Origin of the sequence: Xenorhabdus bakwenae (assembly GCF_030272115.1) — a bacterium.
GTDB lineage: Bacteria > Pseudomonadota > Gammaproteobacteria > Enterobacterales > Enterobacteriaceae > Xenorhabdus > Xenorhabdus bakwenae.
This window is the reverse complement of record NZ_CP119194.1, coordinates 1796619-1816291: the sequence shown is the minus strand read 5'-3', so window position 1 is coordinate 1816291 and position 19673 is coordinate 1796619. Positions and strand designations below refer to the sequence as shown.

The window sequence follows — 19673 nt, the reverse complement described above, 5'->3', positions numbered from 1 at the left end:
TAAATGACACCACTGATTTTTCCTGATTGGCCACAGCCTGATAATGTTGGCGCTTGCAGTACTACCCGTTTAGGCGGAGTAAGCCAGTCCCCATATGACAGTTTAAATCTGGGTAATCATGTTGGGGACGTTCCAGAATACGTGGAACGGAATAGAACGCTGTTGGTTGAATATGCCCAATTGCCGCAGCAGCCTATATGGTTGGAGCAAGTACATGGAATACGTGTTATCACACTTGATGGTCAGCCATTGGTGAATAATCAGGCTGATGCCGTTTACACGAATATCCCTGATCAGGTTTGTGCTGTGATGACAGCAGATTGCTTACCAGTTCTTTTTTGCAGTATTTCTGGTGATGAAGTCGCGGCGGCTCATGCAGGATGGCGCGGATTATGCGCCGGAGTGTTGGAGAATACCGTGTCTCGATTTAGCGCAAAACCTGACATGATCCGTGCGTGGTTGGGGCCTGCTATTGGCCCTGAAAAATTTGAGGTGGGATGTGAGGTTAGGGAAGCTTTCATCGCAACCAATCCTGATCTGGAACACGCTTTCACGCCTTATGGCGATAAGTTTCTGGCAAATATTTACTTACTGGCTAAATTAAAGTTGCAGTCAGTAGGAATAACAGACATTTTTGGTGGAGCCGCATGTACTGTCACGGAGGAAAAAAACTTTTTCTCCTATCGTCGTGATGGTAATACAGGGCGAATGGCAACTTTAATCTGGTTGCGATAACCTACTTTACAGGACGATCTTTGACGTATAGCGGTAAGTTTCCAATTAACTTTACAGAAGACCTTGAATATTTAAGGAATGGCCTTATCTAGTCTCCAGTAGCAAATTCTGACCAGTATTGGAGGTGTTATGCGTCTGGATCGTCTTACCAATAAATTCCAGCTTGCTCTCGCTGACGCCCAATCCCTCGCATTAGGGCGTGATAATCAATTCATCGAACCTATCCACTTGATGAGTGCATTAATTAATCAAGAAGGTGGTTCAGTACGTCCTTTATTGGCCTCGGCAGGGGTGGATACGGGAAGCTTCAATGATCAACTGAATCAGGCTCTGAACCGATTGCCGAAAGTAGAAGGCAATGGTGGAGATGTGCAGGTATCCAACGAACTGGGACGTTATTTAAACCTGTGTGACAAACTTGCCCAAAAATCAGGTGATAACTTCATTTCTTCTGAACTCTATGTTCTGGCCGCGATAGAAGAACGTGGAACATTAAGTGACATGTTGAAAGCGGCGGGAGCAACCAAAGATAAAATCACTAAGGCAATAGAGCAAATGCGCGGTGGTGAAAAAGTAAATGAGCAAGGCGCAGAAGATCAGCGCCAAGCGTTAAAGAAATATACTATTGATCTGACTGAGCGTGCTGAACAAGGCAAATTAGATCCTGTAATTGGGCGTGATGAAGAAATTCGTCGAACTATTCAGGTATTGCAGCGCCGAACCAAAAATAACCCTGTCCTCATTGGTGAACCAGGGGTCGGGAAGACCGCGATTGTCGAAGGTTTGGCTCAGCGTATTGTTAATGGTGAAATTCCAGAAGGGCTGAAAAACAAACGTGTTCTGTCTCTTGATATGGGCGCGTTATTAGCCGGTGCTAAATATCGTGGTGAATTCGAAGAGCGTTTGAAAGGTGTTTTGAACGATCTTGCCAAACAGGAAGGTTCAGTCATTCTGTTTATTGATGAATTGCATACCATGGTAGGCGCAGGCAAAGCCGAAGGCGCAATGGATGCCGGTAACATGTTAAAACCCGCTCTGGCTCGTGGAGAACTGCATTGCGTCGGGGCAACAACACTTGATGAGTATCGTCAATATATAGAAAAAGATGCAGCCTTAGAGCGTCGTTTCCAGAAAGTTTATGTGGCAGAACCTACGGTTGAGGACACGATTGCTATTTTACGTGGACTGAAAGAGCGATATGAGTTGCATCATCACGTCCAAATTACTGATCCGGCCATCGTAGCGGCTGCAACATTATCTCATCGCTATATTTCTGATCGTATGCTGCCTGACAAAGCCATTGACCTCATTGATGAAGCAGGGGCAAGTCTGCGTATGCAGATGGATTCTAAACCAGAAGCACTGGATCGCCTTGAGCGTCGTGTTATTCAATTAAAGCTTGAGCAGCAAGCACTGAAAAAAGAGTCTGATGATGCCAGTAAAAAACGTTTAGAGATGCTGAACGAAGAATTGGCAGAAAAAGAACGTGAATATTCTGAATTGGAAGAAGAGTGGAAAGCGGAAAAAGCTGAACTTAGTGGTACTCAGAATATTAAAGCTGAATTAGAAAATGCCCGTATTGAATTAGAAAAAGCTCGCCGTAGTGGTGACTTGGCTAAAATGTCTGAAATTCAGTACGGAAAAATTCCGGAATTGGAAAAACGTCTGGCGACAGCAACAACAGCAGAAAATCGTCATATGAAGCTGCTGCGTAACAAAGTCACAGATGCTGAAATCGCTGAAATACTCGCGCGCTGGACAGGGATCCCTGTATCCAGGATGTTGGAAAGCGAAAAGGATAAGCTACTGCGTATGGAGCAAGAATTGCATAAACGTGTGATAGGGCAGAATGAAGCTGTTGATGCCGTATCGAATGCAATTCGTCGTAGCAGAGCGGGATTATCTGATCCCAATCGTCCAATCGGTTCTTTCATGTTCCTGGGACCGACAGGGGTGGGGAAAACAGAATTATGTAAAGCATTGGCTAATTTCTTGTTCGACAGTGATGATGCCATGGTGCGCATTGATATGTCAGAGTTTATGGAAAAACATGCCGTTTCAAGGTTGGTGGGAGCGCCTCCCGGCTATGTTGGATATGAAGAAGGCGGGTATCTGACAGAAGCGGTGCGCCGTCGTCCTTATTCGGTCATTTTGCTGGATGAGGTAGAGAAAGCTCATCCAGATGTTTTCAACATCTTATTGCAGGTATTGGATGATGGCCGGTTGACTGATGGTCAGGGCAGAACGGTTGATTTTCGTAACACGGTTGTGATTATGACTTCTAACTTAGGCTCCGATATGATTCAGGAGCGCTTTGGCTCACTGGATTATATAGGTATGAAAGATATGGTGATGGAGGTGGTTGGTCACCATTTCAGGCCTGAGTTTATCAACCGGGTTGATGAGGTTGTTGTGTTCCACCCATTAGGAAAAGAACATCTGAAATCTATTACGAATATTCAATTGCAGCGTTTATACCAGCGTTTGGAAGATCATGGTTATCAAGTGGAGATAACACCTCCCGCGCTGGAAAAACTAAGCGAAGCTGGTTTTGATCCTGTCTATGGGGCTCGTCCATTGAAACGGGCTATCCAGCAAGAGATTGAAAACCCACTGGCCCAGCAAATTCTTTCTGGCAAATTGATTCCAGGTAAATTAGTGATTCTGGAGTTGGAAGACAATCGTATTGTTGCAAACCAATAATATTGGCTGCTTAAAAAGTTTTTAAGAGGTGTTTTTGCACCTCTTTTTTCTTTTTATAGATTGGAAAAACAACAAATCCGGGTGTTTTGGGTGATAAATAATCGGTTGAAGTCTTTTTTTTAAAATAACTATTGCCAGTATCATAAAACTCCCTATAATGCGCTTCCGTTGTCACGACAAACACACAAACCGGTCGGGATGACAACGTGAAAAGGCCTGAGAAATAAGGCTTGACACGAAAAGAGGAAAGCGTAAGATACGCAGTCTCGCAACCCGGAAGAGACGCCCGGTTGCCAACGCTCTTTAACAAATTAATCAGACAATCTGTGTGGGCACTCACAAGACACTATCTGACGCCGAAAGGCGAAAAAGATTAAAAAAGTCTTGAAGAGTGACTGAACAGTTAATTCATTATGAACGGACAGTCAGAATTCTTTGAGCATCAAACACTTTAATTGAAGAGTTTGATCATGGCTCAGATTGAACGCTGGCGGCAGGCCTAACACATGCAAGTCGGGCGGCAGCGGGAAGAAGCTTGCTTCTTTGCCGGCGAGCGGCGGACGGGTGAGTAATGTCTGGGGATCTGCCCGATGGAGGGGGATAACCACTGGAAACGGTGGCTAATACCGCATAACCTCGAGAGAGCAAAGTGGGGGACCTTCGGGCCTCACACCATCGGATGAACCCAGATGGGATTAGCTAGTAGGTGGGGTAATGGCTCACCTAGGCGACGATCCCTAGCTGGTCTGAGAGGATGACCAGCCACACTGGGACTGAGACACGGCCCAGACTCCTACGGGAGGCAGCAGTGGGGAATATTGCACAATGGGCGCAAGCCTGATGCAGCCATGCCGCGTGTATGAAGAAGGCCTTCGGGTTGTAAAGTACTTTCAGTGGGGAGGAAGGCACAGGGTTGAATACACCCTGTGATTGACGTTACCCACAGAAGAAGCACCGGCTAACTCCGTGCCAGCAGCCGCGGTAATACGGAGGGTGCAAGCGTTAATCGGAATTACTGGGCGTAAAGCGCACGCAGGCGGTCAATTAAGTTAGATGTGAAATCCCCGGGCTTAACCCGGGAATGGCATCTAAGACTGGTTGACTAGAGTCTCGTAGAGGGGGGTAGAATTCCACGTGTAGCGGTGAAATGCGTAGAGATGTGGAGGAATACCGGTGGCGAAGGCGGCCCCCTGGACGAAGACTGACGCTCAGGTGCGAAAGCGTGGGGAGCAAACAGGATTAGATACCCTGGTAGTCCACGCTGTAAACGATGTCGATTTGGAGGTTGTGGCCTTGAGCTGTGGCTTCCGGAGCTAACGCGTTAAATCGACCGCCTGGGGAGTACGGTCGCAAGATTAAAACTCAAATGAATTGACGGGGGCCCGCACAAGCGGTGGAGCATGTGGTTTAATTCGATGCAACGCGAAGAACCTTACCTACTCTTGACATCCACGGAATTCTGCAGAGATGCGGAAGTGCCTTCGGGACCCGTGAGACAGGTGCTGCATGGCTGTCGTCAGCTCGTGTTGTGAAATGTTGGGTTAAGTCCCGCAACGAGCGCAACCCTTATCCTTTGTTGCCAGCACGTGATGGTGGGAACTCAAGGGAGACTGCCGGTGATAAACCGGAGGAAGGTGGGGATGACGTCAAGTCATCATGGCCCTTACGAGTAGGGCTACACACGTGCTACAATGGCAGATACAAAGAGAAGCGACCTCGCGAGAGCAAGCGGACCTCATAAAGTCTGTCGTAGTCCGGATTGGAGTCTGCAACTCGACTCCATGAAGTCGGAATCGCTAGTAATCGTAGATCAGAATGCTACGGTGAATACGTTCCCGGGCCTTGTACACACCGCCCGTCACACCATGGGAGTGGGTTGCAAAAGAAGTCGGTAGCTTAACCTTCGGGAGGGCGCTGACCACTTTGTGATTCATGACTGGGGTGAAGTCGTAACAAGGTAACCGTAGGGGAACCTGCGGTTGGATCACCTCCTTACCGAAAGATAGTAGTTTTTGGTGCAGTGCTCACACAGATTGTCTGATGAAATAAAGCAGAGCAAGCGTCTGCGAAGAAGACTTTGAGTCCCCTTCGTCTAGAGGCCTAGGACACCGCCCTTTCACGGCGGTAACAGGGGTTCGAATCCCCTAGGGGACGCCATCTTGCTCAGGTATCGGGTGAAAGACGGTGCCACCGAAATATTGTTAAGCGGACGTGCGCGTCGGTTTAGCAATATTAGCTCTTTAACAATCTGGAACAAGCTGAAAATTTGAAACAGCCCGTGACGATGAAATCATCAGCACGGGTGAGTCTCTCAGACCCGTCAATCCGAAGACACCTTCGGGTTGTCAGGTTAAGCGACTAAGCGTACACGGTGGATGCCTAGGCAGTCAGAGGCGATGAAGGACGTGCTAATCTGCGAAAAGCGCCGGTGAGCTGATATGAAGCGCTGTCAGCCGGCGATGTCCGAATGGGGAAACCCGGTGCAATCCGTTGCACCATCATTAACTGAATTCATAGGTTAATGAGGCGAACCGGGGGAACTGAAACATCTCAGTACCCCGAGGAAAAGAAATCAACCGAGATTCCCCCAGTAGCGGCGAGCGAACGGGGAGGAGCCCAGAGCCATCAGCATGACACGCCTCAGGAGAACGGTCTGGAAAGGCCGGCAGTAAAGGGTGAAAGCCCCGTATCCGAAGTGGTGTGTTGTGTGAGCTCGAAGAGTAGGGCGGGACACGTGATATCCTGTCTGAACATGGGGGGACCATCCTCCAAGGCTAAATACTCCTGACTGACCGATAGTGAACCAGTACCGTGAGGGAAAGGCGAAAAGAACCCCGGCGAGGGGAGTGAAAGAGAACCTGAAACCGTGTACGTACAAGCAGTGGGAGCCCTGATTTATCAGGGTGACTGCGTACCTTTTGTATAATGGGTCAGCGACTTATATTCTGTAGCAAGGTTAACCGTATAGGGGAGCCGCAGGGAAACCGAGTCTTAACTGGGCGTTAAGTTGCAGGGTATAGACCCGAAACCCGGTGATCTAGCCATGGGCAGGTTGAAGGTTGGGTAACACTAACTGGAGGACCGAACCGACTAATGTTGAAAAATTAGCGGATGACTTGTGGCTGGGGGTGAAAGGCCAATCAAACCGGGAGATAGCTGGTTCTCCCCGAAAGCTATTTAGGTAGCGCCTCGTGAAGTCATCTTCGGGGGTAGAGCACTGTTTCGGCTAGGGGGTCATCCCGACTTACCAACCCGATGCAAACTGCGAATACCGAAGAATGTTATCACGGGAGACACACGGCGGGTGCTAACGTCCGTCGTGAAGAGGGAAACAACCCAGACCGCCAGCTAAGGTCCCCAAGTCATGGTTAAGTGGGAAACGAAGTGGGAAGGCTCAGACAGCCAGGATGTTGGCTTAGAAGCAGCCATCATTTAAAGAAAGCGTAATAGCTCACTGGTCGAGTCGGCCTGCGCGGAAGATGTAACGGGGCTAAACCATGCACCGAAGCTGCGGCAGCGACACGAATGTGTTGCTGGGTAGGGGAGCGTTCTGTAAGCCGTTGAAGGTGAACTGTGAGGTTTGCTGGAGGTATCAGAAGTGCGAATGCTGACATAAGTAACGATAAAGCGGGTGAAAAACCCGCTCGCCGGAAGACCAAGGGTTCCTGTCCAACGTTAATCGGGGCAGGGTGAGTCGACCCCTAAGGCGAGGCTGAAAAGCGTAGTCGATGGGAAACAGGTTAATATTCCTGTACGGGCAATAATTGCGATGGGGGGACGGAGAAGGCTAGGCAATCCGGGCGACGGTCGTCCCGGTTTAAGTGTGTAGGTGGGATAATCAGGCAAATCCGGTTATCCACAGCACTGAGGCACGATGACGAGGCACTACGGTGCTGAAGTTGCTGATGCCCCGCTTCCAGGAAAAGCCCCTAAGCTTCAGATTAGTGCTCATCGTACCCCAAACCGACACAGGTGGTCAGGTAGAGAATACTCAGGCGCTTGAGAGAACTCGGGTGAAGGAACTAGGCAAAATGGTGCCGTAACTTCGGGAGAAGGCACGCTGGCGTTAGGTGAAGGACCGAGCGTCCGGAGCTGAGGCCAGTCGCAGATACCAGCTGGCTGCAACTGTTTAATAAAAACACAGCACTGTGCAAACACGAAAGTGGACGTATACGGTGTGACGCCTGCCCGGTGCTGGAAGGTTAATTGATGGGGTTATCGCCTGGCGAGAAGCTCCTGATCGAAGCCCCAGTAAACGGCGGCCGTAACTATAACGGTCCTAAGGTAGCGAAATTCCTTGTCGGGTAAGTTCCGACCTGCACGAATGGCGTAATGATGGCCAGGCTGTCTCCACCCGAGACTCAGTGAAATTGAACTCGCTGTGAAGATGCAGTGTACCCGCGGCAAGACGGAAAGACCCCGTGAACCTTTACTATAGCTTGACACTGAACCTTGAGCCTTGATGTGTAGGATAGGTGGGAGGCTGTGAAGTGCAGACGCCAGTCTGCACGGAGCCATCCTTGAAATACCACCCTTGAATGTTTGATGTTCTAACGCCGGCCCGTTATCCGGGTTGCGGACAGTGTCTGGTGGGTAGTTTGACTGGGGCGGTCTCCTCCCAAAGCGTAACGGAGGAGCACGAAGGTTGGCTAATCCTGGTCGGACATCAGGAGGTTAGTGCAATGGCATAAGCCAGCTTGACTGCGAGAGTGACAGCTCGAGCAGGTGCGAAAGCAGGTCATAGTGATCCGGTGGTTCTGAATGGAAGGGCCATCGCTCAACGGATAAAAGGTACTCCGGGGATAACAGGCTGATACCGCCCAAGAGTTCATATCGACGGCGGTGTTTGGCACCTCGATGTCGGCTCATCACATCCTGGGGCTGAAGTAGGTCCCAAGGGTATGGCTGTTCGCCATTTAAAGTGGTACGCGAGCTGGGTTTAGAACGTCGTGAGACAGTTCGGTCCCTATCTGCCGTGGGCGCTGGAAGATTGCAAGGGGCTGCTCCTAGTACGAGAGGACCGGAGTGGACGCACCACTGGTGTTCGGGTTGTCATGCCAATGGCATTGCCCGGTAGCTAAGTGCGGAAGAGATAACCGCTGAAAGCATCTAAGCGGGAAACTTGCCTTAAGATGAGTCTTCCCTTACTCCTTTGAGGGTACTGAAGGACCGTCCGAGACGAGGACGTGGATAGGCCGGGTGTGTAAGCGTTGCGAGACGTTGAGCTAACCGGTACTAATGAGCCGTGCGGCTTAACCTGACAACACCGAAGGTGTTTTGGGGATTTGAGAGGGTTTCAGAATGAAAAGCAGCTTGTTCGGGATTGAAGACAGAATTTGTCTGGCGGTAATAGCGCGGTGGGCCCACCTGACCCCATGCCGAACTCAGCAGTGAAACGCCGTAGCGCCGATGGTAGTGTGGGGTCTCCCCATGTGAGAGTAGGACACGGCCAGACATTCATTTAGTCAGAAAAGCCATCCGTCACCGGATGGCTTTTCTGCGTTTGGAGGCTATTAGAAAATAAAAATAGAAGGTTAAAAATCACTTCACGGATTGATATAAACTATAACCTGCTATCGCTCCAGCTATATCATAAGCAATATCATGCCAACTCCAGCCTGTTCCTGATGGGCGGCTATCATAAAGTTCTTTTGCTGCACCAATACTAACGGATAGCAATACACCAAATTGTGCACTTTCACGATGTCCCCAATGTTGACGATCACCATAAGCATTGCCCGCAGCAGCGACAATTGCAGAAAATAAGAAATGTTGCGCTTTATCTTTTCCTGTCCAGTTGTCATTTGCCAGACGAATATTGGAGCAAGCAGTATTTAGTAGGATAGGAGAAATTATTAATATATTTCTTATCAGAGTGATGATGTTTTTTTTCATCGTCATTTACGCCATGATTTATTTTTTTAAATCATAGCTGTTTGATAAATAAGGCGCAAAAATCCCCCCAGGCAATAGCGAGAGGGGATTCAAAAAAATGATAATTATTTATTAATTAGTTGAGTATTCTACAATATCCTGCTGATTAATCGGTCTACCCGAATACGGCGCAAGCGTCGTATCAGTTTGCGTACCTTAACAGGATAGATCTGGATATTTTCCAGCTCCTGATAATTGTGGATAATTTTTGTATGAGTACGGATACAATCCAACTCCATGGCACGTTGTTCTTGCATCTCTTGGTGAGGATCATGAATAAGAATGGCATTTTCCAGATCCAATCCCCATGCCCGAGGATTAAGATTATTACCCGTAATTAATTGCCATTTATTATCAACCCAGATCCCTTTTAAGTGATAAGTATTGTCTTGATCCTTCCATAACCGGATAGTTAATTGCTGGCTATCGATAAACTTTTGCAGCCGACTAGTGAATCGGCGTAAGTTAATTTCATACAGATAAGGCAATGCACCAATGATCTTAAATGGCTCTTCTGGTGGAATATAAAAATCATTAGCTGTTTTATCTCCAATGATGATCTCAACTTGCTTTCCTTGGCGGAGTAGTCGGGATATTGAACGTACCAATACTGCGGGTAAATTGAAGTAAGGTGTACAAATAACCAGCTTGTTTTCAGTGCAAGACATGAGATGACAAATTGTTTTGTTCAGCAGATTTTTTTTGCCCAATCCCACAAGGGGGGTTACCGCCAATTCTTCATTGGATGCTTGATTTTCAACGTGATACTCGGCATTCCTCAATGAAGCACGAAATTGACGGATCAAATTTTTAATTTCAAGGCTACGAGGACGATTGTGGCAGGCCAAATTTTTTACGGCTTCAGCGCTAATAATACTATCATCAATAAATTGCTTCATGACTGGGGCAAGTTTTGTATTATGCAGCAAATGATAACGATCGTAACGGTATTTTTCATGGTGGTGCAGATAGACATCATTAATACTGGCCCCACTGTAAATAACCGTATCATCAAAGATAAAGCCTTTCAGATGTAAAACTCCCAATGCTTCGCGTGTATTCACTGGGACACCCAGGATGGAGATGCTGACATCAGGGTAGCTTTCAGCCATGGAGCAGTACCAGTCTGCATTTGTTGCCGCAGCTTCTACACCAATGCGGCCACGTTGAGCACGATGCCAATCAACCAGGATTTTTATGTCTAACTCAGGGCGTTTTTGTTTAGCGACATATAATGCAGTCAAAATATCCTGTCCTGCATCATCGTTTTCTAAATATAACGCGGCGATATAAATATGCTTTTGGGCATTTGCTATATGCTCCAATAAGGTGCTGCGAAACACTTTAGATTCATAAAGTGTCACAATATCAGCAACTGATTGTGGTAGCTTAGGCAGTTGTGCAAGGTGTTGTTGGTGTTTTGCTTGTTTAAATTTGGACAACATCACAGTGCGTTTTTCTCTTAGTCTAGATGGCGTTAATACCATCATAAGGTGTATGAATCAAAATGATCTGGCGATGATACCATTAGTTTGGTCTATTGTGAGTATGAATTAACGGTCTTGAGCTGATTGCTTTAAGACTGTGCGATCTATCACGGAGTGAGCATTTTTTATTACTCATCACGAGATGTATGTTGAATTTATATTTTGCTAGAGTGTCAATGTAAGATTAACAACGCCATCTTCTAACTGTATATCAATGGCAAACCCAAGTTTTTTCGCAAGTTGGATCATGTTACGGTTTTCAGGCATAGTGATGGCTGTTAGTGCCTGAATACCATGTTCTCTTGTATAGTTAATCAGTTTAGTCATAAGTTGATAGCCTAACGTAATCCCCTTTAGATCTGATCGGACCAATATCGCAAATTCAGCTTCGATATTATCGGGATCTGCCATAGCACGAGCGACACCAATAATTTCAGGTGTTGTTGCTGGATAGCGGATCGCGACGAATGCCATTTCACGGTCGTAATCAATTTGGGTCATGTTTGCAAGATCATCATGAGTAAATTCGTTAATTTCACTGAAATAGCGATAATAAAGATCTTCCTTTGTTACTTGACCGATAAATTCTTTCAGCAAAGGCTCATCTTCCGGCAGGATTGGTCGTAGCAAACATTCAAAACTATCTTTGATATAGATAGTTTCTTCCAGTTCATTAGGATAAGGCCGGATAGCTAGTCTATTGCGGGGATCGCCTGTTACCGGCATTAACTCCATTGTCACATCTAATAGAGTGAACTCATTACCTGATGCAAGCAGTGGATGGATATTCATACGAGTAATTTGAGGACAATCGATCAGAAGATTCGATACTCTGACCAATAACTGGCTGAGGGCAAGAATATCCAGTGGCAAAAGTGAACCGCCAGATTTTATTTTGCCCCCCTTAATTGCCTGAATCACCAGATATCGGGCCAATGCCATATTAAGGGGAGGAAGAGCGACAGCCGCCTGTGTTTCATGTACCCAATCAATATCTCCCTCGCCTAGCATGATTAAGGGACCAAATATCTCGTCTTGCTCAATAGCAATTCTCAGTTCTTGTGTGCCAGCCCGATTAGCCATGCTCTGTACTAATAATCCATGGATCCTGGCGTGTGGGAAGTTTTGTTTGACACGTTCAATAATCGCTTGTGTTGCGGCTTTAACTTCATCAGCATTGCGTAAATAAAGCATCACTCCCTGAACCTCTGACTTATGTGGAATATCAGGGGAGCGGAGTTTTAATGCCACGGGATAGCCAATTTTTTCTGCAATCTTAACCGCATTATCGCTGGTATGAGCGATCCAGGTTGGTAAAGTATTTAAACCGTAAGCATCAAGAATAGGTTGTACTTCATGGGTATCCAGTCGGACATTCCCATTATCAAGGGCTTTCTGTATACACTCATGGGCACGAGCCGTATTCGATGTAATACCAATGGGTAAGGATGGCGTTTCTTTCAGTTGTTTTTGATTTCGCTGATATTCCACCATATGCATAAAGGCAGTAATGGCACCTTCTGGCGTCCGATAAGTTGGGATACCTGCCTCACTGAACAGACGTCGGGCTTCCAATGAAGAATATTCTCCGCACCAATTAGTGAAAATAGTGAGCCATTTTCCACGAGGATGCTCTTTAATGGTTTGTATAACCCGAACCGCTGTAGTTTGGCTGTGGGATATGGCGCTGGGAGAGTGGATTAACAGTAAGGCATCATAATCATGACTATCCAAAAGTAACCTGAGTGCAGCAATATATCGTTCGGTAGAGGAGTCATCACCGATATCCAATGGATTACGTAAAAGCAGCGTGTCTGGAAGTATGCCAGACAATCCATTGATCGTTTCCTCACCTAATATAGCGAGCTTGCCAGTTCTCCTAAATAATTCATCCAGTGCCATTGCCGCGGGTGCGGCCCCATTACTGACGATGAATAAACGTTCTCCGCGTAATGGCCGCATAAAACTCAATGTTTCCACTGCGGAGAACATTTCATGTGTATCTTGTACACGCAGTAATCCGGCACGTTGAATGGCTGCGTCATAAGCAGCATCAAAATTTTGTTGTTCTCCCAGTAACTTCTGAACTTGCCGGGTACGACTGCTTTTCACAACCAGAATCGGTTTATTGCGTGAAGCGCTTCGGGAAGCAGAAAGAAAACGGCGGGCATCGCTGATATGTTCGAGATGTAACAAAATGGCACTGGTTTTACTGTCTCTTGCTAAAAAATCGAGCAGGTCATCAATATCAATATCAACACTGTCACCCAAGGCAATAAAATACGAAAAACCAATATTACGATGGTTGGCCCAGTCCAGAATTGTGTTGGATATTGCTGCTGATTGTGAAATAAAAGCCAATTTACCTTTAAGGATAGGGATCGGGGAAAAACTGGCATTTAGCCCACTCCAGGGGGCTAAAATGCCCAGGCTATTTGGTCCCAGAATTCGAAGATGATGTTTCTGGCTGCACTGTTTTAATTCAGTAAATTGTGATGGCGGAGAGGATAAAATAATGACAGTTTTGCATCCGTGTTGGGCCAGTTGCTCTAGTAAAGACAAATTACGGCTGTGATGAGTACAGATCACAGCAAGGTCAGGCGTTAATGGTAATTTATCGATAGAAGGATAGGCTAACACACCCAGAACGGCATATTTGTGTGGTGTTACGGGGAGAATAGGTCCTGTAAACCCACCCATTAACAAATTTCTCATCAACACTGAACTGGCTTTTTCTGGCTTTTCAGAAGCACCAATAATGGCGATAGATTTAGGGCGTAATAATGCTTCAAGTCCGCGCTGGCTCATTTCTGGAGTTCCTTATCAGTTATCACATCAATAAACAATCACTGTTGATTAAACAATTACCACGAATAACTTTAGCCACCCTCAGTGACTTTAGCGCGGCTTGTCAAGCATTACTGTGAGTTATTCCTACAGATGATTAGATTTTCCTGCCAAATATTGTTCACGGAAGTGATTAAAATGATTCAATAATGATTGTGACGCTTCAATATCCCCAGCTAATTCTAATGCCGCCGCCGCAACTTCGGCAGTACAATGTTGTTCTGTTCTGGAGGGCACCCGAAGTAAATAGTTCATTTTGGCGATATTATTGATAGACAACAGGGGAATATCATTCAAATATGGGCTTTTGCGAAACATTTTTCTTGCTTCAGGCCAGGTGCCATCCAATATAATGAACAGCGGTGGTTTTGGGTTAGCTGGGATCTTCTGATACACCGTACGAGGAGGCGCAGCATAACTGTCTGGGAAGATCAAATAGGGTTGTCGGGTAGGATCACGCACGACGTCGAGCAGTTGTTGGTCAGGCTCGGTTCTGGACCAAAGAAAAGCGCATGTATCAGGCAGAATATCTGCAATCAACTTTCCTGTATTACTGGGTTTCATCGGCTCAGTATCGAACATGATGAGACAGAAACGGCTTTGCGCATTTGCAGGTGAAATCATCTCACACAGACATTTTTTTTTGGGGTAATAAACAATGCAGGCAACGCGGCACCCGGCATCCTCTTGCCAGAAAAGGGCGGGTAGAACGGGCAAGGCGGCGTTGGCGAAGCTGATAAACGGCGTTGTTATTTCTCATTTAAGAACTCAGACATGTTCGTGGATAAAATCAGTAAAAAATTAGCGGATATTTTAATGGATTGTCGTTACCAGAGGTAGCTTCGGGCGCGTACATCGGGTAATCTTCGCGCCATAACGCAGTTGGAGAAATAAATGAACGATTCCTATAGTGGTAAGAACGGCAAAGTCAAAGTAATGTATGTTCGCAATAATGAGGACAATAACGATAACCGTAAAGGCGGCGATCGTCGTAAAAACAGTGACAGCCGTAAGAGTGATAACCGTCCGTTTGGTAAAGGGCGTGATCAGGGTGACCGCCGTCGTGGTAGTGAACGCCCAGTGCGCTCAGGAGAGAGTTCTCCGTGGAAGACTATCTCCCGTCCAGAGGGTGAATCTCTTAGTCCAGAGCACCAGGGCATTAGCGGCAAAAGCAACATTGATCCTGAACAGCTTCGTCGTCAGCGTTTGGAAGAAACTCGTATCTATGGGGAAAATGCTTGTCAGGCAATGTTCCAGAACCGTCCTGATGCGATTGTTCGGGCCTGGTTTGTTCAATCGGTCACGCCGCGTTTTCGTGATGCATTGAAGTGGATGGCGGCAAATCGCAAAGCTTACCATGTAGTTGACGACGAAGAGCTATCTAAAGCATCAGGTACAGAGCACCACGGTGGCGTATGTTTCCTGATTAAGAAACGCAATGGTTTGGATGTGGAAACCTATTTGCAGCAGGCACCCGCGAAAGATTGTGTGTTGGCATTGGAAAACGTAGGCAATCCACATAATCTCGGCGCCATTATGCGTAGTTGTGCGCATTTTGGCGTACAGGGTGTGATTTTACAGGATACAGCGCTGTTGGAATCAGGTGCAGCTGTTCGGACAGCAGAAGGCGGTGCTGAACACATCAAAGGCATTGATGCGGATGGATTCACAGCTACGCTAAATCAATTCCGTAATCAAGGCTATACAATTGTGACCACATCAAGTCATAAAGGTAGTACAACACTGGCACAAGCAACATTGCCAGAAAAAATAGTCTTGGTATTGGGTCAGGAAAGTGACGGACTAAGTGACAGCATTTGGGAAGATGGTGACATTCGTCTTTCTATTGGTGGAACGGGTCGGGTAGAAAGTCTGAATGTTTCTGTTGCAACAGGTATTATGCTGGCGGAATGGTGGCGCCAGAATAAGGTTTAATTTATACCTGAAATAAATCGCAAGCTGCCATTTTGTCGAAGAATAGTGGCTTGGAAATACAAAGAGATAGTTTAATTTCCCCATCCTTAATAAGGCCTTGTTTGTTAGACAAGGCCTTATCTTATACCCCTTCATTTATTGAAACTATTTTTATTAGTTCTTATAGAAATATGTTAGAAAATATAAATAAAAACATTTGTTATTATTTTAGAGTGAAGATATTTATTTAGATATTTGGGTCACGCATTCAACCCGTTGATGATTGTGTATCATCGCTCTTTTTTCGGAGAGATTAAATGGCGACGGTTGAAATAAAATGTCGATTTTGCCAGCAAACTGAATTCGTCAAAAAACACGGTAAAGGCGATGCAGGGCATCAACGCTATCCATAATCAAATTGTTGAACCGTAAAACACTCGGTTACTCAAAATCCCCGGGGAGGCATGACAAAGTTATCGGCACTTTTATCAAAAGGGAATACTCTATTTAAGGCGGCTCAACGGGTTGAATACGTGACCCTAGTCATGAACCCTGATGCGGAGTTGCCGGAAAAAGCTAGCCGGGTGAAGGTTAATATGCCAGAGGAAATGAAAACATTGACGATTTTGTCCGATGTATTCGATGGTGTATTTCGTTATCTGGCGACAATCCTTGATGAGCAGGCAGGATATGTGCAGGAACAATTTTGGCACAGGGTAGCGGATTGTATTTTGGATTACCAATCCCTGCATCCAGAGTTTAGCCAACAATTTAAACGTTATGACCTGTTTACCCCAGAAATTAAACGTTGTTGTTTAAATCGATTGCAAATTGCCAACAATCGCCAGATGCTTGATTTGTCTGATCCCGCCCAGAGTTTTAAGTTTGGGGACAATTTAGCTAATCCAATTGCTCGGTTTGCTAACAAGCCTGAAAGTAATATGTAATTGAGAAATTGTTTTTCTTTTCACATGATTAAACCTCACTGACAGAGAAGTCTTTTTGAATTTTAGGCTTAATTTAAGAGACAGCTGACAAAAGTGGGGTTTTTTATCTCATTGATGATGCTCCACTTGTTCACTATAAGCCATTGGTTAAGGAATACGTTGCGATGGCGACAGGGTGTTGTTATCGGCAATATTTTTCTAACGGGAGCAAATACTCCCGTTAAAACCTGCCTATTCAATGTCATAAGCTTAATGTGCTCCGCCGTGATCTTTACCTCCGGCAGAAAAAGGCGGTTTTGCCAGCCAGATCAATAGCGTCAAGGCGAGGAATATCCCCGCAGAAAGCCAAAAGATCTCATTGGCAGAGATAATTAACCCTTGATGAGTGATCTGTTTTGCCAGATAAGCTGATATTTGTTCATCATTCATGCCCAATTGAGCTAATTGCTGATGCATTTGCTGATAATTCGGGTTATATGGGTTGATGTACTCCGTAAGGTTCGAGTGGTGCATAGATTCACGTTGTGTCCACATTGTGGTGGTGAGGGATGTCCCAATTGAACCCGACAATATACGGGTAAAATTTGACAGGCTGGAAGCTGAGGCCATTTGTTCTGGAGCCAGTCCTGATAATGTAATGGTTGTCAACGGCATAAAGAAACAGGCCATGGCAAGCCCTTGAACAAACTGAGGCCATGCAGTAGCAGCGAAACCCATGCCAGGTTCAAAGGTATATGCCCGCCAATAGAAGCAAATAGCATAAGTAATAAAACTAAATGTCACGATATAGCGCATGTCTATCTTATGGCCAAATTTGCCAATGACAGGTGATAATAACAGTGGCAGCAATCCTATCGGTGCGGCTGCAAAGCCAGCCCAGGTTGCGGTATAGCCGTAAACTTCTTGCAATAGCTGTGGCAGTAAAACAATCGAACCGAAGTACATCATAAAGCCGAGACTAATACTCAGTGTACCAATGGAAAAATTGCGTAGCTTAAACAGGGATAGATCGATTATCGGATGATCATCCGTCAGTTCCCATATGATCAGCAAAATAAGTGCGATAACAGCAGTAATAGTAAGGATAATAATCCCGGTGGAATTAAACCAATCAAGTTCCTTGCCTTGGTCAAGCATAATTTGCAGGCTGCCAATACCAATCACCAGCAAGAACAGTCCAGTAGCGTCAATGGGGCGGATTTCTGTTTTCGTTTCCCGGCCACGCAATAGCTGCATGATGATAAAAATAATTGCGATACCAAGAGGGATATTGATGTAAAAGATCCATCCCCAGTGGTAGTTATCACTGATATAACCGCCAAGGATAGGTCCGCAAATAGGGGCAACAACGATCATTATCGACCATAGCGCTAATGCCATGTTACGTTTCGCGGGTGGATAGTTATTTAACAACAAACTTTGGCAAAGGGGGAGTACAGGGCCTGCGGCCAACCCTTGCATAACGCGGAAGAAAATTAACATACCGAGGCTGTTGGAAAGGCCACATAGCCAGGATGAAAGAGTAAAAATTGCGGTAGACCAGAGGAACAATTTTACCTCACCGAAACGCTTCGCTAACCAGCCGGTAATAGGTATGGATATTGCGTTTGCGACACCGAAGGAGGTAATCACCCATGTTCCCTGCGAGCTTGATGCCCCTAGATTACCCGCAATCGTCGGTATGGCGACGTTAGCAATGGTAGAGTCGAGAACAAGCATGAAAGTCGCCATTGAAAGAATAATTGTCAAAAGGGCGAGTTTCGCACCTGTAAACGGTTCTCTTGTTACCATGACGCCCCCTTAAATTTGGTTTCCTGAATTACTATTAATAATGTCAGTAACTATTTTGTTTGCAGAAGCCATATCTATCGTCAACGCATTGGTTTGATAGGCCGGAAGGGTACGGCCGGTGGTTGCCAGTACAGTTCCATCAGTGTTCGCTGTGCCCACGGTGACTTTTGTTGATAACCCAATGCGCAAAGGATGATGTTTTAACTGTTCAGGAGCCAGCGCAATACGGACAGGCAAACGCTGTACAACTTTAATCCAATTTCCGCTGGCATTTTGCGCGGGCAATAGAGAAAAGGCGCTCCCGGTTCCCATATCAATGCCTGCAACCTTGCCGGTATAGACAACATCGTCACCATAGAAATCGCTGACGATTGTAGCGGGCTGTCCAATTCGCATGTTTGCCAGTTGGGTTTCTTTGAAATTGGCCTCAATCCACATATTGTTGACAGGTACAATCGCCATCAATGGTGTCCCTGTATTGATACGGGAACCTACCTGAACGCTACGGCGGGCGACATAACCATCAACAGGGCTGACAATATTGGTTCTCTGCAAGGCGAGCCAGGCATCACGAACACCGGAGGCCGCTTTTTCGATAGCTGGCTGTTTTTCCAGCGGAGTATCCAGAATAATGGCTTGATTGCTTTTATATTGAGCTATTGCGACATCCAAATCAGCTTGGGCAGCAGAGACCGTTTCGCGCATATGTTGCAACTCTTCTTTACCAATCAGATTCTGAGTTCCCAATATTTCCCTTCGATTGAGATCACTTTGGGTTTTTCTGAGAGCAATTTTTTTCAGCTCAATGATGGCCTGATATCTTTTACTGTCGATCATGTGTTGATGAGTGATTCGGACAGTATTGGCTAATTCATTTTTGGCTCTTTCCAGAGCCAATTCAGCGTCACGGGGATCGAGTTGGACAAGGGGCTGACCACTTTTCACAAAATCAGTATTGTCAAAATTAACAGTCACGACACTGCCTGCAATTTGCGACATGACTTGTATTTGATTACCTGTAACATAGGCATTCTCGGTTTCTTGGTAGTAACGTAAAGTGAGAAACCAGTAAACGCTATAGCCAGCCCCAAGCAGAAGGAAAAATAACGTCAATAACGTAATGATATGGCGGCGTTTCTGTTTTTTAGTTCTATTTTTTGTTTTCACCTTTGCAGAAGAGTGTTTTTCGCTTGAGGATAGCGTTTTTTCGCTAGACGGAAGTGATGCTTTCTCACTAATACTCATGGAGAGTCCCCATATTTGTTTTTAACTTATGATTAATTGTGTGGCCCGACAGGACAAAACACGTTTCCAG

General features: G+C 46.0%; 9 protein-coding genes, 1 tRNA gene, 3 rRNA genes and 3 pseudogenes. 10 read left to right on the top strand and 6 right to left on the bottom strand.

Annotated elements, in window-relative coordinates; translation table 11 throughout:
• Positions 1-3: 3 nt before the first annotated feature.
• The 6 genes from yfiH (at position 4) to rrf (ending at position 8893) form a co-directional block, all read left to right on the top strand.
• On the top strand, positions 4-735 hold the full coding sequence (gene yfiH / locus PXH59_RS09325) for a purine nucleoside phosphorylase YfiH (protein ID WP_285811425.1): 732 nt from the start codon (positions 4-6) through the stop codon (positions 733-735).
• A gap of 129 nt (positions 736-864) precedes the next feature.
• Positions 865-3438: an ATP-dependent chaperone ClpB gene (gene clpB, locus PXH59_RS09320; protein WP_285811424.1), complete on the top strand. Its 2574-nt coding sequence runs from the start codon at positions 865-867 to the stop codon at positions 3436-3438.
• Between the two features lie 452 nt (positions 3439-3890).
• Positions 3891-5433 (top strand): 16S ribosomal RNA (locus PXH59_RS09315).
• Between the two features lie 86 nt (positions 5434-5519).
• Positions 5520-5595: transfer RNA gene (locus tag PXH59_RS09310), tRNA-Glu, on the top strand.
• 191 nt (positions 5596-5786) lie between these two features.
• A 23S ribosomal RNA gene (locus PXH59_RS09305) occupies positions 5787-8698 on the top strand.
• Positions 8699-8777: 79 nt separating this feature from the next.
• Positions 8778-8893 (top strand): 5S ribosomal RNA (gene rrf / locus PXH59_RS09300).
• Together the 16S, 23S and 5S rRNA genes with 1 tRNA gene alongside form the textbook arrangement of a ribosomal RNA operon.
• Positions 8894-8979: 86 nt before the next feature.
• On the opposite strand, the gene PXH59_RS09295 is transcribed toward rrf, so the two are convergent.
• The 4 genes and pseudogenes from PXH59_RS09295 to PXH59_RS09280 all read right to left on the bottom strand — a co-directional run bounded on the left by PXH59_RS09295 (position 8980) and on the right by PXH59_RS09280 (position 14466).
• The gene (locus PXH59_RS09295) at positions 8980-9339 is read right to left on the bottom strand and encodes a YfiM family lipoprotein (RefSeq protein WP_285811422.1); all 360 of its coding nucleotides are present in this window, start codon (positions 9337-9339) and stop codon (positions 8980-8982) included.
• A 122-nt stretch (positions 9340-9461) separates the two neighbouring features.
• Positions 9462-10820 (bottom strand): CDP-diacylglycerol--serine O-phosphatidyltransferase, encoded by a 1359-nt coding sequence (pssA, locus tag PXH59_RS09290; protein ID WP_285811420.1) that lies wholly within the window; start codon positions 10818-10820, stop codon positions 9462-9464.
• 204 nt (positions 10821-11024) lie between these two features.
• Positions 11025-13667, bottom strand: coding sequence for a bifunctional acetate--CoA ligase family protein/GNAT family N-acetyltransferase (locus tag PXH59_RS09285; RefSeq protein ID WP_285811418.1), 2643 nt, complete (start codon positions 13665-13667; stop codon positions 11025-11027).
• 126 nt (positions 13668-13793) lie between these two features.
• A pseudogene (locus tag PXH59_RS09280) lies at positions 13794-14466 on the bottom strand (tRNA-uridine aminocarboxypropyltransferase).
• 134 nt (positions 14467-14600) lie between these two features.
• Between PXH59_RS09280 and PXH59_RS09275 the strand changes: the two are divergent.
• From PXH59_RS09275 to PXH59_RS09265, 4 genes and pseudogenes are all read left to right on the top strand, one after another.
• Entirely contained in the window at positions 14601-15641 is a 1041-nt protein-coding gene (locus tag PXH59_RS09275) for a tRNA/rRNA methyltransferase (RefSeq protein WP_047771406.1), read from the top strand.
• 296 nt (positions 15642-15937) lie between these two features.
• A pseudogene (locus tag PXH59_RS09270) lies at positions 15938-16027 on the top strand (IS1 family transposase); the annotation flags it as partial.
• 5 nt (positions 16028-16032) lie between these two features.
• A pseudogene (locus PXH59_RS20085) lies at positions 16033-16131 on the top strand (IS1 family transposase); the annotation flags it as partial.
• Positions 16085-16567 carry an IucA/IucC family C-terminal-domain containing protein gene (locus PXH59_RS09265; RefSeq protein WP_434223357.1) on the top strand — a complete coding sequence of 161 codons (483 nt, stop codon included), beginning with the start codon at positions 16085-16087 and terminating at the stop codon, positions 16565-16567. The pseudogene PXH59_RS20085 and the gene PXH59_RS09265, both read left to right, overlap by 47 nt.
• Before the next feature lie 249 nt (positions 16568-16816).
• On the opposite strand, the gene emrB is transcribed toward PXH59_RS09265, so the two are convergent.
• A complete protein-coding gene (gene emrB, locus PXH59_RS09260) occupies positions 16817-18358 on the bottom strand; it encodes a multidrug efflux MFS transporter permease subunit EmrB (protein ID WP_285811416.1) in 1542 nt (513 codons plus the stop codon).
• A 9-nt stretch (positions 18359-18367) separates the two neighbouring features.
• The gene (gene emrA, locus PXH59_RS09255) at positions 18368-19603 is read right to left on the bottom strand and encodes a multidrug efflux MFS transporter periplasmic adaptor subunit EmrA (protein WP_285811415.1); all 1236 of its coding nucleotides are present in this window, start codon (positions 19601-19603) and stop codon (positions 18368-18370) included.
• Positions 19604-19673 lie beyond the last annotated feature (70 nt).

What these genes read in the sequence shown, in the direction of transcription:
- yfiH (WP_285811425.1), top strand. Translation starts at nt 4, where the DNA reads ATGACACCACTGATTTTTCCTGATTGGCCACAGCCTGATAATGTTGGC.
- clpB (WP_285811424.1), top strand. Translation starts at nt 865, where the DNA reads ATGCGTCTGGATCGTCTTACCAATAAATTCCAGCTTGCTCTCGCTGAC.
- PXH59_RS09295 (WP_285811422.1), bottom strand. Translation starts at nt 9,339, where the DNA reads ATGACGATGAAAAAAAACATCATCACTCTGATAAGAAATATATTAATA.
- PXH59_RS09285 (WP_285811418.1), bottom strand. Translation starts at nt 13,667, where the DNA reads ATGAGCCAGCGCGGACTTGAAGCATTATTACGCCCTAAATCTATCGCC.
- PXH59_RS09275 (WP_047771406.1), top strand. Translation starts at nt 14,601, where the DNA reads ATGAACGATTCCTATAGTGGTAAGAACGGCAAAGTCAAAGTAATGTAT.
- PXH59_RS09265 (WP_434223357.1), top strand. Translation starts at nt 16,085, where the DNA reads ATGACAAAGTTATCGGCACTTTTATCAAAAGGGAATACTCTATTTAAG.
- emrB (WP_285811416.1), bottom strand. Translation starts at nt 18,358, where the DNA reads ATGGTAACAAGAGAACCGTTTACAGGTGCGAAACTCGCCCTTTTGACA.
- emrA (WP_285811415.1), bottom strand. Translation starts at nt 19,603, where the DNA reads ATGAGTATTAGTGAGAAAGCATCACTTCCGTCTAGCGAAAAAACGCTA.